The following is a 15,143-nucleotide window of genomic DNA, read 5'->3' as shown; positions in this document are numbered from 1 at the left end:
GACCGGACGGCATACCCGTCTCGGGTAGTCCCGCGAAGCGGTTAACCTGACGCTCGTGGATGCCTCTGACCTGCTCCGATCCAGCCTCCTGCACCTGTCCGACTCCTCGCTCGTGCGCACCACGATCGAGAAGGCGCCGGTGAGCCGCTCCGTCGTGCAGCGCTACGTGCCCGGCACCGACGTCGCCGATGCCGTGGATGCCGCCGCCGAGCTACGCGCGACGAACCGGATGGTGACGATCGACTACCTCGGCGAGGACACCCTCGACGCCGGGCAGGCCGCGCACACCGTCGACACCTACGTCGGGCTGCTCCGTGCGCTCAGGGCGCGCGACCTGTCGCAGTTCGGCGCCGCCGAGGTCAGCGTCAAGCTCAGCGCCGTCGGTCAGGCACTCCCGCAGGACGGCGAGCAGATCGCCCTCGACAACGCGCGCCGCATCTGCGAGATCGCCAAGGACGCCGGCACGACGGTCACGCTCGACATGGAGGACCACACGACGACCGACTCGACGCTGTCGATCCTCGCCGAGCTGCGCCAGGACTTCCCCGACACCGGCGCCGTGGTCCAGTCCTACCTCCACCGCACGGAGTCCGACTGCCGCGACCTCGCCACTGCGGGCAGCCGGGTCCGCCTCTGCAAGGGCGCCTACAAGGAGCCGGCCTCGGTCGCCTACCAGGATGCCGAGGACGTCGACCTGTCGTATGTGCGCTGCCTCAAGGTGCTCATGGCCGGGGACGGCTACCCGATGATCGCGAGCCACGACCCGCGGCTCATCGACATCGCCCGGGCGCTCGCCAGCCGGCACGGCCGCGAACCCGACTCCTACGAGTTCCAGATGCTCTACGGCATCCGCCCCGACGAGCAGACCCGCATCGCCGACCGCGGTCACCAGATGCGGGTCTACGTGCCCTTCGGCGAGGAGTGGTACGGCTACCTCATGCGCCGGATGGCCGAGCGTCCCGCCAACCTGCAGTTCTTCCTGCGCAGTCTCGTCACCAAGGGCTGAGACCCCGGCTCGACCCGACTTCGTCCCGCTCCACCCGAGCTGCCAACTCGGGTGGAGCGCCCCTTCATCGGGTCACGCGAGAATGCGGCGGCGTGGATGGCTGAGGTCGGGCATAGTCTCGCGCCATGGGAACGGTTGCGATCTTCGGTGCTGGTGTCATGGGCGAGACCCTCCTCTCGGGACTGCTTCGCGCCGGGCGCCCAGCGGAGGAGCTCGTCATCACCGAGCGCCGGCCCGAGCGTGCTGTCGAGCTGACCGACAAGTACGGCGTCCGCGCGCTGAGCAACGTCGAGGCCGCGGCCGAGGCCGAGACCCTCGTCCTCGTCGTCAAGCCGCAGGACATGGCCGCGCTCCTCGAGGAGATCGGCCCGCACGTCGCCCAGGCCAACCTCGTCGTCAGCCTCGCGGCCGGCATCACCACCGACTTCATCGAGAGCCACCTGCCCGAGGGCCGCTCCGTCGTGCGCGTCATGCCCAACACCCCGGCTCTCGTCGACGAGGGCATGGCCGCGGTGAGCGCAGGCCGACACTGCCAGCCCGACCAGCTCGAGCACGCCCGAAGCCTGCTCGCCGCGACCGGCAAGGTCACCGAGGTGCCCGAGAAGCTGCAGGACGCGGTCACCGCGATGTCCGGGAGCGGACCGGCATACATCTTCTATGTCGTCGAAGCCATGATCGAGGCCGGAGTCGTCCTGGGCATGCCCCGAGCCACCGCCACCGAGCTCGTCACCCAGACCCTCTACGGCGCGGCGACGATGCTGCGCGAGACCGGACAGCATCCCACCGTCCTGCGTGAGCAGGTCACCTCGCCCGGCGGCACGACCGCGGCCGCGCTGCGCGTCCTCGACGACCACAAGGTCCGCGCCGCCTTCGTCAGCGCCATCGAGGCTGCCGCGGTCCGTTCCAAGGAGCTGTCCGGTGGCTGAGGGTCCCGGCGCCCCGACGGTCGTCCCCGTGACCGAGGACAACTGGCGCACCTACCGCGACGTGCGCCTCGCCTCGCTCCTCGACACCCCCCGAGCCTTCGCCAACACGTACGCCGTGAGCGCGGCCTACCCGGACGATTCCTGGATCGCTCGGCTCAGCTCGATGCGGGTCTGGCTCGCGATGGTCGATGACCGTCCGGTCGGCACGATCGCGATCTGGCACAGCAGCGAGCAACCCGACGACGAGATCTATCTCATCGGCATGTGGGTGTCCGCGTCCGTCCGGGGCCGTGGCGTCGGCGACCTCCTCGTCACCACCGCGCTCGACGCCGCAGGTCAGGACGGGTACGCCCGCGTCTTCCTCGAGGTCGCCGAGGAGAACCGCCCAGCCCGTCGCCTCTACGAGCGGCACGGCTTCGCCGAGACGGGGACCACGTGGGACAACCCGCTCTACGGCGGGATCCGGGAGATCGGGTATGCCGTGAGGGTGGACCCGGTTTGCCGCCCGCCGGTGCCGTCAGCGACAGTTGACGCATGAGCGAGATCAGCGTGCGCCCCCTGGGCGAAGAGGACTGGCAGCAGTACCGCGACGCCCGGCTGACCGCTCTGCGGGAGTCCCCCGAGGCCTTCGCGGCCACCGTCGAGGAGGAGGAGGCCTTCGACGAGGACTTCTGGCGCCTGCGCATGAAGCGCTCTGCCCGCCTCCTCGCCGAGCGCGAGAACGGCACCCTCGGCATCGTCAGCGTCGGGCGCTCGAGCGACGAGAACCCCAAGACCTCCGAGCTGTTCGGCCTGTGGGTGCGGCCCGAGGCCCGGGGGAGTGGCGTGGCCTCTGCTCTCGTGCGCGCCGGCGCCCGGCTGGCCCGCGACCAGGGCCAGACCCAGCTCGCCTACTGGGTCGGCAGCGACAACGGTCGCGCCGTGGCCTTCGCCAGCGGCTTCGGGTTCCGCCCCACCGCCGAGCGGCGGCCCATGCGGGTCAAGAGCGAGGACGACGAGGACGAGGTGGCCATGGTTCTCGCGCTCGGCGGCGACCGCGGGGCCGTGCCCCACGACTTCTGAGCGCTGAGTCGTCCCGAATGCTGCTCGCTGCGGTCGTCGCGAACGGGGTATGCCGTTCGCCGCAGTTTCATCCGCCGTCCGCGCGCTGAGCGCGCTCCCGGCTCCCGCCAGGTCCAGCCAGCGGCGAACGGCATACCCCGTTCGCTTCTCAGGTTTCCGGGCGCTCGAGTTGACGATCCCCCGCAGACATGAGTGGTACTCACCCTCCCGAGCAGTCTCCGCTCACGCGCTCGCTGGCTCATTTCTGCGCGGGTGGCGCGACCCGCGCAGAGGCTGGGCGGGGGCGCAGCTAGGGGTGCGCCTCTGGCCAGGATGTGCGCGGGAGGCGCGGGCCGCGCAGAAGTACTCGGGAAACGCGGTCAGGGGCGGGCGGCCAGGCGTTCCAGCAGCTCGGTCGGGCCGCTGACGATGAGCGTGTCGTGAGCCGAGACCTTCGTCGTCGGCACGGCATACGTGAAGTCCTGTCCGGGGGCCTTGACGCCCACGATCGTGACGCCGTACTTGCTGCGCAGCTTGCTCTGCTCGAGGGTGAAGCCGACGGCCTCGGCCGGCGGCCGCATCTTGACGATCGCGAACCCGTCGTCGAACTCGATGTAGTCCTGGAGCTTCCCGCCCACGAGGTGGGCGACGCGTCGGCCGGTGTCGGCCTCGGGGCGGACGATGTGCTGGACGCCGATGCGGTCGAGGATGCGGGCGTGCTCGGGGGACATGGCCTTGGCCCAGATGTCGGGGATGCCGGCGTCGACGAGGTTGGCCGAGGCAAGGACGGAGGCCTCGATCGAGGAGCCCACCCCGACGATGGCGATCTTGTAGCGGGAGGCCTTGGCTTCGCGGATCACCTCGACGTCGCTGGCGTCCCCGTGGATGATCGAGCTGATCCGACCGAGGAACCTCTCGGCGAGGAACCCGTCCTTCTCGATGGCGACGACCCGGTGTCCGAGGCGGCGCAGCTCGAGGGCGGCGGCACCACCGAATCGGCCCAGGCCGACGACCAGGACGTCGAGATCGCTGTTCTTGGCGCCCAAGGCTTCCTCCTGCTGGTGACTGACCTGACGACTGACCTGGCGACTGACGCCGGTGACGGCGAGGTCGCGTCGTCAGGTGGACGTTCGGGTCGAGGCTAACCCTCATCCGTGCTCTGCCGGGTAGCGTGCCCGACATGGCTCATCGCACGCGCCTCGTCTGGGACGACGGGTTCACGGCATACAACTTCGGGCCCTCCCATCCGATGGGGCCCTCGCGGCTCGCCCTCACGACCCGGCTGCTCGACTCCCTCGGGGTCCTCGCGCAGACCGAGGTCATCAGTCCCGGCATCGCGAGTGACGACCTGCTCGCCACGGTGCACGACCGCGACTACATCGCGGCCGTGCGCGAGGCGTCGGTCGATCCCGACCGCGCCGACCTGCGTCATGGCCTCGGCACCGAGGACGACCCGGCCTTTGCAGGGATGCACGAGGCGAGTGCCCGCATCGTCCAGGGCACGGTCGACGTCTGCGCCGCCGTGTGGAGCGGCGAGGTCGACCACGGTGTCAACTACTGCGGGGGCCTGCACCACGCCATGGCCACCCATGCTGCCGGCTTCTGCATCTACAACGACATCGCCGTGGGGATCCAGCACCTCCTCGACAATGGGGCCGAGCGTGTGGCCTACATCGACATCGACGTCCACCACGGCGACGGTGTGGAGCGGATCTTCTGGAACGACCCGCGCGTCCTCACGGTGTCGGTGCACGAGTCCGGGCGCGCCCTCTTCCCCGGCACGGGGTGGCCGGGTGACATCGGCGGCCCGGACGCCCGGGGGACGGCGGTCAACGTGGCGCTGCCACCGGGCACGGGCGACGCCGACTGGCTGCGGGCGATCGAGTCGGTCGTGCCGCACGTCGTGGAGGCGTTCGATCCCCAGATCCTCGTGACCCAGCACGGCTGCGACAGCCACCGCCAGGACCCGCTCGCCCACTTCAGCATCTCCCTCGATGCACAGCGTCGGGCCCACGAATGCCTCCACCGGCTCGCCCACGACCACGCCGACGGCAAGTGGGTCGCGCTCGGCGGTGGAGGTTACGAGCTCGTCGACGTCGTGCCCAGGTCCTGGGCCCACCTCACCGCCATCGCCGCCCACGTCCCCGTCCCGTCCGCGGATCCGGTCCCCACGGAGTGGCTGGACCACGTGCGTGAGACGTTCGGTCGAGAGGGCCCCAGGACCATGGGCGACCTCGCGGAGCAGGACCTCCCGATCTGGGTGCGTCCGTGGGGGATGGGGCACAACCCGGACCGCCCTGGAGACGCCGCCATCCTGGCGACGCGTCAAGCGGTCTTCCCGCTCCATGGCCTCGACCCATGGTTCGACTGACCGAGATTTCTCCCCACCTCGCAGCGTGTCGACTGGACGTGGCAAACATTCCGCTCCAACGACTTCCCCAAGGGTCACACCAGCCCCTATGGTTGCTTCTTGCAGCACGTAGATGACCGCCGACGGGGAAGTCGGCGATGCGAGCCTGCAGAAGATCGAGGTTGCGATGTCTCAGGAACGCTTTGCCGAGGTGCGGTTTCTCACCGTTGCCGAGGTGGCCTCGATCATGCGTGTGTCCAAGATGACCGTCTATCGCATGGTGCATGGAGGCGAGCTCCCGGCCGTGCGCGTGGGGCGGTCCTTCCGGGTCCCCGAGGACGAGGTGCAGAAGTACCTCCGGGAGTCCTACATGGGCACCGCGTGAACGAGTCGAACGACAACGCCGAAGGCCGGACCGTCGAGGTCCGGCCTTCGGCGTCTCGTGCTCAGGGCGGGCCCCGTTTGGGCGCTCGGGTCACGCGCCGGTAGGGTTGCTCCTCGACACACGCGCGCCGGTCGGCCGCGCAGGCCGATCAGCAGCTGCTGGTCCACCGTCGTTCGATTCTCTCCAATCAGCAAGGACTGCTCATGGGTTCAGTGATCAAGAAGCGCCGCAAGCGCATGGCGAAGAAGAAGCACCGCAAGTTGCTTCGCAAGACGCGCCACCAGCGCCGCAACAAGAAGTGACGCGTCCCTGACGTGTGGAATCGGCCCTCGCTCCGGCGGGGGCCGTTCTGCGTCCGCCGGGGTATGCCGTCCGCCCGCCTCCCGAGCGCCCGGCCAGCAGGTGGCCCGCTGGGGTGACCGGCCTCTCCGGCCCTCCCGTCACGCCTCGGCGGGAAGTAGGGTCGAGCCTTCAAGACCACGATCCGTTGACCGAGCCGAAGAGGGGGCTGTGCCCGTGGGCAAAGTGGTACTCGTGACGGGGGTGTCCCGCCACCTCGGCGGCGTCCTCGCACGGCGACTCGCGGCGGACCCGTCGGTCGACAAGGTCATCGGTGTCGATGTCATCCCGCCACCACGGGACATCGGCGGTGCGGAGTTCATCCGCGCCGACATCCGCAACCCGATGATCGGCAAGGTCATCGCCCAGGGTGACGTCGACACCGTCGTCCACGCCAACGTCATCGCCACGCCGACCTTCGCCGGAGGACGCACTCCGCAGAAGGAGATCAACGTCATCGGCACGATGCAGCTGCTCGCGGCCTGCCAGAAGGCGTCGTCGGTCAAGCGCCTCGTCGTGAAGTCGACCGCAGCGGTCTACGGCTCGACGCCACGCGACCCGGCCATGTTCACCGAGGAGATGAGCGCCAAGCGGCTGCCGTCCTCCGGCTTCGGCAAGGACTCCATCGAGGTCGAGGGCTATGTGCGCGGCTTCGCGCGCCGCCGACCCGACGCCGAGATCCTCACGTTGCGCTTCGCCAACATCATCGGGCCGCGCATCCGGACCTCGATCACCGACTACTTCAACCTGCCGGTGATCCCCGTCCCCTTCGGCTACGACGCCCGGCTCCAGTTCTTCCACGAGGACGACGCCATCGCCGCTCTGGCCCGTGGTGTCACCGGTTCGGCGACCGGGGTCGTGAACCTCGCCGGTGACGGGGTGCTCACCGTGCTCCAGGCCGCGTCGCTCGTGCGACGCCCGGTCGTCCTCGTTCCCATGGCCGCCGCCGGCACCATCGGGGGGCTGGGCAAGCGCTTCGGGCTCGTGGACTTCAATGCGGACCAGATGACCTACCTCGCCTTCGGTCGGGGGATGGACACCACAGCCATGCGGAAGTCCTTCGGCTTCCAGCCGTCGTTCTCGACGCGAGCTGCCTTCGAGGACTTCGCGCGGACCGTCACGCCGATCTATCCCTCCGTCGACGCCGTCTCGGGTGCAGTTGGCGGGCTCGTCGGTGCGGCCCAACAGGTCTTGGGTCGACCCGCGCGGGGGAGTCACTGATGGCGACGAAGAAGACCACGAAGGCTGCCTCGAAGACGACCGGGGCCAAGGCACCAGCACCCGCGGTCAGCACCCCGAAGAAGAAGACGTCGTCGCTGGCCGCGGGGGCGGCCCGGGCCTCCGGTGAGCGCGCCCGCCGACGCGCGACACCGTTGCTGTCGGCGCAGGTCGAGCCGGTCACCGCCGCCACGGAGGCCCGTGCTCCCAGGACCGCGACGCGCAAGACCTCTGCCACCACGGCTTCACCCACGAGGACCTCACGCACCAAGGCTTCCAACAGCAAGGCCACTGCCACCGAGACCGCCCCCACCCCGGCCTCTCCCACCCAGGCTTCTCCGACCAAGACCCAGGCATCCCAGGCGTCCGATGCCACCGAGCAGCGCGCCGCCCACCGCCCGCGCCCGACCGTGAGTGCCAAGCCCAGCCCCAAGGCGTCGAAGCAGGCCGGCACACGTGGCCAGAGTCCGCGTGCGAAGCGAGCGGCAGACGACGCCGCGCGCCGGCACCTGCGGGTGGCGGTGCCCGCGGAGCCGGTGACGTGGGCACCCGATCCGACGGCCACGCAGACCGACATGGCCCTTCCGGTCCCTGGCGTCGAGGAGCTGCTCAGCGCGTCGATCGCCGCCATGCGCATCGCCGCCCAGGGCGCGGGTCTCTCGCCCGACGAGATCGAGCGCCGGATCGCTGCGACCCTGGCCTTCGTGCGGCGCCGGATCGAGGGTGACTACACGGTCGACGAGTTCGGCTACGACGAGCATTTCGCGCAGAACGTCATCTTCCCGATGTTGCGCCCGATCTATCGCAGCTGGTTCCGGGTCGAGGTGCGCGGCCTCGAGAACATCCCGTCCGAGGGCGGGGCGCTCATCGTGAGCAACCACTCCGGGACCATCGCCATCGACTCGCTCATGGTGGCGCAGGCCATCCACGACGAGCACCCGGAGCACCGAGTCATGCGCGGCCTCGGTGCCGACCTCGTGTTCCAGACCCCGTTCCTCGGTGCGTTCGCGCGTCGAGGTGGGTCCACCCTCGCCGCCAAGGAGGACGTCGAACGGCTCTTCGCCAAGGGTGAGCTCGTCGGTGTCTTTCCCGAGGGGTTCAAGGGTGTCGGCAAGCCGTTCAAGGAGCGCTACAAGCTGCAGCGCTTCGGTCGAGGCGGGTTCGTCTCGGCCGCGCTCGAGGCCGGCGTGCCGATCATCCCGACCTCCGTCGTCGGCGCCGAGGAGATCGCGCCCATGATCGGCAACATGAAGACCGTCGCGCGCCTGCTCGGACTCCCCTACGCGCCGATCACGCCGACCTTCCCCCTGCTCGGCCCCCTCGGCCTCATCCCCCTGCCGAGCAAGTGGATCATCGAGTTCGGTGCCCCCATCGAGACCGCCAGCCACGGCTCGGCCGCAGCCGATGACCCGATGCTCGTCTTCGACCTCACCGACCAGGTGCGCGAGACCATCCAGCAGACGCTCTACTCGCTGCTCATGCAGCGACGATCCGTCTTCTTCTAGAGAAGCGCCGAGTATGCCGTCCGCCCCCAACCCACAGCCCCCTCAGGGAAGTGCCCCCCGCGTCACCCTCATCGCCAAACCCGGCTGCCACCTCTGCGAGAGCGCCCGAGCCACCATCGCGAGCGTCACCGAAGAGCTGGGGGAGACCTTCGAGGAGCTCAACGTCCTCGAGCGCCCGGACTTGATGGAGAAGTACGCCGAGGAGATCCCAGTCACCCTGGTCGACGGCCGTCAGCACGACTTCTGGCGAGTCGACGAAGCCCGCCTGAGAGCAGCCCTGACCCAACCCACGCGGTAGGCGAGCCGAGGCGCCGAGCGAAACGCACGTATGCCGTTCGCCGCCGGCTGGGCCTGGCGGGAGCGCTGGGCGACCCGGGGCGGAACGCACGTATGCCGTTCGCTGCTGGCTGGGTCTGGCGGGAGCGCGAAGCGCGCTCAGCGCGCGAGTGCGGATGGGACCGCGTCGAACGGCATACGTGCGTGGAGCCCAAGCACAGCGGAACGGCATATCCGCGCCCAGCGCAACGGGACCGGACGGCATACCCCACTGAGAAACGGGGTAGGGCTGGGTGCAAGCGGTTACGCCGGCGGCTTGTACCAGAACGGGGTGGGTGACTTGTCTCGGGGTCACCTTGCGACTTTGTGCATCGCTTCACAAGTGCGTACGCTGACAAGGCACCACCACACCTTCCAGACAGGAGTCGAAGGCCACGTGTCCGCTGACGTCGCAGCCCGCCGGGGTATCCCCGACGCGTCCGTGGCTCGACTTCCGGGATACCTGCAGGCCCTCACCAACCTCGCGGAGCGCGGCATCAGCTCGGTCAGCTCCGAGGAGCTCGCGGCGGCCGCGGGAGTGAGCTCGGCGAAGCTGCGCAAGGACCTCTCCCACCTCGGCTCCTACGGGGTGCGGGGCGTCGGGTACGAGGTCGACCGGCTCGCCTACGAGATCTCGACTGCTCTCGGGCTGACCCAGGACTGGCCGGTGGCCATCGTCGGGATGGGCAACCTCGGCCGGGCGCTCGCGGCCTACAGCGGCTTCGCCACGCGCGGGTTCAACGTCGTCGCGCTGCTCGACCACGACGACAGCCTGGTGGGCACCTCGGTCGGGAAGCGCCGGGTCCGGCCGATGGCCGACCTCGATGCGCTTGTGCGGGAGGACCGGCTCGCGATCGGGGTCATCGCGACCCCGGCCGACTCGGCGCAGGACGTGGCCGATCGCCTCGTCGCCGCGGGTGTGCGCTCCATCCTCAACTTCGCCCCGTGCGTGCTCGATGTGCCGGTCGACGTCATGGTGCGCAAGGTCGACATGTCGACCGAGCTGCAGATCCTCGCCTTCCACGAGCAGCGCCGCACCGGCGAGCTCGACCTCGCCGAGCAGTCCGTCGTCGGGGAGGTGGCCCTGTGAGCCTGATCGTTCTCGGTCTCTCGCACCACGGTGCCCCGATCGAGCTGCTGGAGGCCGCTGTCCTCGACCAGGGCGCTCGCGGGCGCCTCGAGGCAGCGATCATCTCGTCCGAGCACGTCGTCGAGGCCGTCGTCGTCTCGACGTGCAACCGCACCGAGGTGTATGCCGAGGGGCTGACCTTCCATGGTGCGCTCGCCGACGTGTCCGAGGCGCTCGCCGCCGCCACGGGTGTGCCCCTCACGGATCTACAGCCGCACCTCTACGTGCACTACGAGGACCGTGGCATCGCGCACGCGTTCTCCGTCGCGGCCGGCCTCGACTCCATGGCGGTCGGCGAGGCGCAGATCCTCGGTCAGCTGCGTGACTCGCTCACCCGGGCCCAGCGTCGGGGTCACGTGGGTCCGGCGCTCAACACCTTGCTCCAGCAGGCGCTTCGCGTCGGCAAGCGCGTCCACACCGAGACGGCCATCGACGACGTGAGCCGATCCCTCGTAGGGGCCGGTCTTGCCGCCGCCGCCGAGGTCGTGGGTCCGATCGCCGCAGCCCGGGTGCTCGTCATCGGCGCCGGCGGCATGGGCGCACTCGCCGCGACCACGGTGAGCCAGGCCGGCGTCCCCTCGGTGACCATCGCCAACCGTGGACTGGTGCGGGCCGAGCGCCTGGCCAGTCGGGTGGGTGGCCGCGCGCTGGCCTGGGAGTCGCGCCTCGAGGGGCTCGCCGACGCCGACATCGTCATCTCCAGCACCGGCGCCACCGGCGTCGTCGTCACCGCCCGCGACGTGGAGGCGGCCGCCGTGGTTCGGGCGGGTCGGCCCCAGGTCTTCGTCGACCTCGGCCTGCCCCACGACGTCGACCTCGCGGTCACCGACCTCGACGGGATCACGCGCATCGGCCTCGCCGAGCTCGGCGAGATGCTCAGGCACACGGGCGACGTCCCGCAGGTGCAGGAGGCGCGCGACATCGTCACGGGCGAGGTCGCGGCATACCTCACCGAACGCTCCGCCGAAGCCGTGGCGCCCACGGTCGCGGCGCTCCGCTCGCGTGCCCAGCAGGTCGTCGACGACGAGATGAACCGGCTGTCCCGGCGCACGCCGGAGCTCGCGGACGGCGACCGCGCCGAGGTGCAGCGCACCGTCCACCGCATCGTCGAGAAGCTGCTCCACGCCCCGACGGTCCGCGTCAAGGAGATGGCCCAGGCCGGTCAGGGTGGCAGCTACGCCAAGGCCCTGAGCGAGCTGTTCGACCTCGACCCCCGCGAGGTGTCGGTGGTGTCGACCCCGCCGATCCTGCCGGTGACCGACGACGAGGAGGTCGGACGATGACGCTCCGCCTCGGAACCCGCCGCTCCGCGCTCGCCACCACCCAGTCCACCTGGGTCGCCGACCGGCTGCGCGTGCTCGGCCACGACGTCGAGCTCGTCGAGATCACCACCGAGGGCGACCTTGACCGCACCACCCCGCTCGCCACGATGGGTGGCACGGGTGTCTTCGTGTCGGCGCTGCGCGACGCGCTCCGCGATGGTCGCGTCGACCTCGCGGTGCACTCCCTCAAGGACCTCCCCACGACTCCTGAGATCGACCTCGTCGTAGCCGCGATCCCGCCCCGGGAGGATCCCCGCGATGCCCTCGTGGCCCGCGACGGCCTCACCCTGGGTGAGCTCCCGACAGGGTCCACGGTCGGCACGGGGTCACCGCGCCGCCGCGCCCAGCTCGAGGCCCTGGGGCTCGGACTCGAGATCCGCGAGCTGCGCGGCAACGTCGACACGCGACTGGCACGGGTCACCAGCGGTGACCTCGACGCCGTCGTCCTCGCGCACGCGGGTCTGCGTCGCCTCGGCCGCGAGGCCGCCGTCACCGAGGTCATCGACCCCATCCAGATGCTTCCGGCTCCGGGCCAGGGTGCGCTCGCCGTCGAGGTCCGCGCCGACGACACAGCCACCCGTGACGCCTTGGCCGCCCTCGACGACGCCGACACCCGTGCGTGCGTCGACGCCGAGCGCGCCGTGCTCGCCGAGCTCGAGGCCGGCTGCTCCGCACCGGTCGGTGCGCTCGCCGAGATCGTCCTCGGCGACGAGGGTGACGAGCTCTCGTTGCGCGCCGTGGTCGCCAGTCCTGACGGCTCGGGCGACCTGCGCCGCTCCGCCACGGGCAGCCCCGCCCACGCGGACGCCGTCGGCCGTGGTCTCGCCCGTCTCCTCCTCGAGGACGGCGCCGCCGATCTCGTGCCCGTCGACAGCCTCAGCGCCTCAGCAGTGTCAACACCGACAACACCGCCAGCACCGTCCAATACCGAACGCCCCGGAGCGTGACCAGTGAGCACCACCCGCTCGATCCGACCCACCACGACCACCCGCACCCCCGCGAGGGTTGCCTTCGTCGGCGCTGGCCCCGGGGACGCCGGACTGATGACGGTGCGCGCGCTCGAGTACCTCGCTGAGGCCGACGCCGTCGTCATCGACCAGATCGCCCGTGAGGACGTCGTCGCACGTCACGCACGGCCCGAGGTCGAGATCGTCGATGCGGGCCACGGAGAGCACGGTCAGCCGCTGACCCACGCCTCCCGGGCCAAGCTCGTCGTCAGGGCCGCCAAGGCTCACCCGCGTGGCCTGGTCGTCCGGCTCATGGACGGTGACCCGGCGACGTTCAACGGCCTCGCCGAGGAGGCCGCCGCGTGCGTCAAGGCCGGCGTGCCCTTCGAGGTCGTGCCGGGCGTCAGCTCGGTCAGCGCCGTTCCGACCTACGCCGGTGTCCCGCTCACAACGAGCGGCTCACGCGGCATCCACATCATCACGGCGGGCGAGAAGCTCAAGGACATCGCGGCAGCCATCGACCCGACGGTCACGGTCGTCGTCCTCGGCCAGCCGGACACGCTCGTCGGCACGCTCGAGGCGCTGCGTGCCGCCGGTCGCGCCGACGAGACTCCTGTCGCCATCACCGAGCGCGGCACCACCGTGCAGCAGGTCACGGTCACGACGACGCTCGCCGACGTCGCCACGGCGGCCAGGTCGATGCAGTTCCCCGCGCTGGCCGTCGTCGGCGACAACGTGTCGCTGCGCGAGAACCTCTCGTGGTTCGAGACCAAGCCGCTCTTCGGCTGGAACGTCCTCGTGCCGCGCACCAAGGACCAGTCCGGGCCGATGGTGCGTCGCCTCGAGCGCTACGGTGCCCAGGCGACGACGGTCCCCACGATCTCCGTCGAGCCGCCGCGCACCCCGCAGCAGATCGAGCGGGCGGTCAAGGGCCTGGTCACCGGCCGCTACGAGTGGGTCGGCTTCACGTCGGTCAACGCCGTGCGCGCCATCCGCGAGAAGTTCGAGGAATTCGGGCTCGACGCCCGCTCCTTCGCCGGTCTCAAGGTCGCCGCCGTCGGCGGGGTCACGGCCGACGCCCTCCGCGACTGGGGCATCAACCCCGACCTCGTGCCGGAGGGCGAGCAGTCCGCCAAGGGGCTGCTCGACGAGTGGCCTCCCTTCGACGAGCTGCTCGACCCGATCAACCGGGTCTTCCTGCCGCGCGCCGACATCGCGACCGAGACGCTCGTCGCCGGGCTCCAGGGCATGGGCTGGGAGGTCGACGACGTCACGGCCTACCGCACCGTCCGGGCGGCCCCGCCGGCAGCGCCGATCCGTGACGCCATCAAGAGCGGCAGCTTCGACGCCGTCGTCTTCACGTCCAGCTCGACCGTGCGCAACCTCGTCGGCATCGCGGGCAAGCCGCACCCCTCGACGGTCATCGCGTGCATCGGTCCGGCGACCGCCAAGACGGCCGAGGAGTGCGGTCTGCGCGTCGATGTCCTCGCGCCGGAGCCCTCCGCCGACGAGCTCGTCGACGCCCTCGCCGACCACGGTCGCTCCCTCGCCCTCACGGCGTCGGAGTCCGGTGAGCAGGCGGTCCGCCCGAGCCAGAAGCGGCCCACGGCCCGTCGTCGCGCCAAGTGAGCAACCCGCTGCGGCCCCAGCGTCCCCGGCGCCTCCGCCAGTTCCCGGCGGTCCGCCGACTCGTCGCGCAGACCCGGCTCCACCCGGCCGAGCTCGTCCTGCCCGTCTTCGTCCGTGAGGGCATCGACGACCCGCAGCCGATCGAGGCGATGCCGGGCGTCGTCCAGCACACGATGGACTCGCTCGTCGCCGAGGCGCACCGCTGCGTCGAGGCCGGGCTCGGCGGCATCATGCTCTTCGGGGTCCCCGAGTCCAAGGATGCTGTCGGCTCCGGTGCCGACGCCGACGACGGCATCCTCAACGTCGGCCTGCGCGCGGTGCGTGAGGCGGTCTTTGACGACCTCGTCGTCATGGCCGACCTGTGCCTCGACGAGTTCACCGACCACGGTCACTGCGGCGTCCTGGACCCGGAGGGCCGCGTCGACAACGACGCCACCCTCGACCGCTACGCCTCGATGGCGCTCGCCCAGGCTCGTGCGGGGGCGCACGTCCTCGGACTGAGCGGGATGATGGACGGCCAGGTGGCCCACGTGCGCACGGCTCTCGACGAGGCCGGCTTCACCGACACGATCATCCTGGCGTATGCCGCGAAGTACACCTCCGCGCTGTACGGCCCGTTCCGTGAGGCGGTCCAGTCGTCGCTGGTCGGGGACCGTGCGACCTACCAGCAGGACCCGGCCAACGCCATCGAGGCGCTGCGCGAGCTGGAGCTCGACCTCGCCGAGGGCGCCGACATCGTCATGGTCAAGCCCGCCCAGACCCACCTCGACATCATCGCCCTGGCAGCCGAGAGGTCATCGGTGCCGGTCGCGGCATACCAGATCTCGGGGGAGTACTCCCAGATCAAGGCGGCTGCCGAGCGCGGCTGGATCGACGGTGACCGCGCCGTCCTCGAGTCGCTGCTGCACATCCGGCGCGCGGGCGCGCAGATCATCCTGACCTACAGCGCCCTCGACGTCGCGGCCCGCCTTCTCTGACGCACCCCGCCTTCTCTGACGCACACATGACAGCGCCCGCGCGCTGACCGAAGG

General features: G+C 70.6%; 16 protein-coding genes. 15 read left to right on the top strand and 1 reads right to left on the bottom strand.

From position 1 onward, the window contains the following. Positions 1–55 precede the first annotated feature (55 nt). The 4 genes from ACFQW8_RS04815 to ACFQW8_RS04800 all read left to right on the top strand — a co-directional run bounded on the left by ACFQW8_RS04815 (position 56) and on the right by ACFQW8_RS04800 (position 2,994). The gene (locus ACFQW8_RS04815; protein WP_380085823.1) at positions 56–1,006 is read left to right on the top strand and encodes a proline dehydrogenase family protein; all 951 of its coding nucleotides are present in this window, start codon (positions 56–58) and stop codon (positions 1,004–1,006) included. Positions 1,007–1,131: 125 nt separating this feature from the next. Next, a complete protein-coding gene (gene proC, locus ACFQW8_RS04810; RefSeq protein ID WP_380085821.1) occupies positions 1,132–1,932 on the top strand; it encodes a pyrroline-5-carboxylate reductase in 801 nt (266 codons plus the stop codon). Then, positions 1,925–2,470, top strand: coding sequence for a GNAT family N-acetyltransferase (locus ACFQW8_RS04805; RefSeq protein ID WP_380085820.1), 546 nt, complete (start codon positions 1,925–1,927; stop codon positions 2,468–2,470). Before proC ends, ACFQW8_RS04805 begins: the two co-directional genes overlap by 8 nt. Beyond that, positions 2,467–2,994, top strand: coding sequence for a GNAT family N-acetyltransferase (locus ACFQW8_RS04800; RefSeq protein WP_380085819.1), 528 nt, complete (start codon positions 2,467–2,469; stop codon positions 2,992–2,994). The genes ACFQW8_RS04805 and ACFQW8_RS04800 overlap by 4 nt, the downstream gene beginning before the upstream one ends. Positions 2,995–3,353: 359 nt before the next feature. Here ACFQW8_RS04800 and ACFQW8_RS04795 read toward each other — a convergent pair whose 3' ends face one another. Further along, a complete protein-coding gene (locus ACFQW8_RS04795; RefSeq protein ID WP_380085818.1) occupies positions 3,354–4,019 on the bottom strand; it encodes a potassium channel family protein in 666 nt (221 codons plus the stop codon). Positions 4,020–4,153: 134 nt separating this feature from the next. Between ACFQW8_RS04795 and ACFQW8_RS04790 the strand changes: the two genes are divergently transcribed. The 11 genes from ACFQW8_RS04790 (at position 4,154) to hemB (ending at position 15,089) form a co-directional block, all read left to right on the top strand. Further along, complete coding sequence (locus ACFQW8_RS04790; protein ID WP_380085817.1) at positions 4,154–5,344, top strand: acetoin utilization protein AcuC; 1,191 nt, start codon at positions 4,154–4,156, stop codon at positions 5,342–5,344. 166 nt (positions 5,345–5,510) lie between these two features. Next, on the top strand, positions 5,511–5,708 hold the full coding sequence (locus tag ACFQW8_RS04785) for a helix-turn-helix domain-containing protein (RefSeq protein WP_040884494.1): 198 nt from the start codon (positions 5,511–5,513) through the stop codon (positions 5,706–5,708). 203 nt (positions 5,709–5,911) lie between these two features. After that, positions 5,912–6,010 carry a 30S ribosomal protein bS22 gene (locus ACFQW8_RS04780; RefSeq protein WP_003792170.1) on the top strand — a complete coding sequence of 33 codons (99 nt, stop codon included), beginning with the start codon at positions 5,912–5,914 and terminating at the stop codon, positions 6,008–6,010. A 232-nt stretch (positions 6,011–6,242) separates the two neighbouring features. After that, positions 6,243–7,268: an NAD-dependent epimerase/dehydratase family protein gene (locus ACFQW8_RS04775; protein ID WP_380085816.1), complete on the top strand. Its 1,026-nt coding sequence runs from the start codon at positions 6,243–6,245 to the stop codon at positions 7,266–7,268. Continuing rightward, positions 7,268–8,770 carry a 1-acyl-sn-glycerol-3-phosphate acyltransferase gene (locus ACFQW8_RS04770; protein WP_380085815.1) on the top strand — a complete coding sequence of 501 codons (1,503 nt, stop codon included), beginning with the start codon at positions 7,268–7,270 and terminating at the stop codon, positions 8,768–8,770. The genes ACFQW8_RS04775 and ACFQW8_RS04770 overlap by 1 nt, the downstream gene beginning before the upstream one ends. Positions 8,771–8,783: 13 nt before the next feature. Continuing rightward, positions 8,784–9,068: a glutaredoxin family protein gene (locus tag ACFQW8_RS04765; RefSeq protein ID WP_380085814.1), complete on the top strand. Its 285-nt coding sequence runs from the start codon at positions 8,784–8,786 to the stop codon at positions 9,066–9,068. A gap of 414 nt (positions 9,069–9,482) precedes the next feature. Beyond that, positions 9,483–10,175, top strand: a complete 693-nt coding sequence (locus tag ACFQW8_RS04760) for a redox-sensing transcriptional repressor Rex (RefSeq protein ID WP_380085813.1) — start codon at positions 9,483–9,485, stop codon at positions 10,173–10,175. Beyond that, complete coding sequence (locus tag ACFQW8_RS04755) at positions 10,172–11,497, top strand: glutamyl-tRNA reductase (protein ID WP_380085812.1); 1,326 nt, start codon at positions 10,172–10,174, stop codon at positions 11,495–11,497. The genes ACFQW8_RS04760 and ACFQW8_RS04755 overlap by 4 nt, the downstream gene beginning before the upstream one ends. Beyond that, positions 11,494–12,483 carry a hydroxymethylbilane synthase gene (gene hemC, locus ACFQW8_RS04750; protein ID WP_380085811.1) on the top strand — a complete coding sequence of 330 codons (990 nt, stop codon included), beginning with the start codon at positions 11,494–11,496 and terminating at the stop codon, positions 12,481–12,483. Before ACFQW8_RS04755 ends, hemC begins: the two co-directional genes overlap by 4 nt. Before the next feature lie 3 nt (positions 12,484–12,486). After that, entirely contained in the window at positions 12,487–14,112 is a 1,626-nt protein-coding gene (locus ACFQW8_RS04745) for a bifunctional uroporphyrinogen-III C-methyltransferase/uroporphyrinogen-III synthase (RefSeq protein ID WP_380085810.1), read from the top strand. Continuing rightward, complete coding sequence (gene hemB, locus ACFQW8_RS04740) at positions 14,109–15,089, top strand: porphobilinogen synthase (protein ID WP_380085809.1); 981 nt, start codon at positions 14,109–14,111, stop codon at positions 15,087–15,089. The genes ACFQW8_RS04745 and hemB overlap by 4 nt, the downstream gene beginning before the upstream one ends. Positions 15,090–15,143 lie beyond the last annotated feature (54 nt).

The organism is Knoellia altitudinis (genome assembly GCF_042666355.1).
In the GTDB taxonomy this organism is placed as follows: Bacteria; Actinomycetota; Actinomycetes; order Actinomycetales; family Dermatophilaceae; genus Knoellia; species Knoellia altitudinis.
Note: the sequence above shows the minus strand (reverse complement) of the source record. Positions and strands in the feature narration are given on the sequence as shown.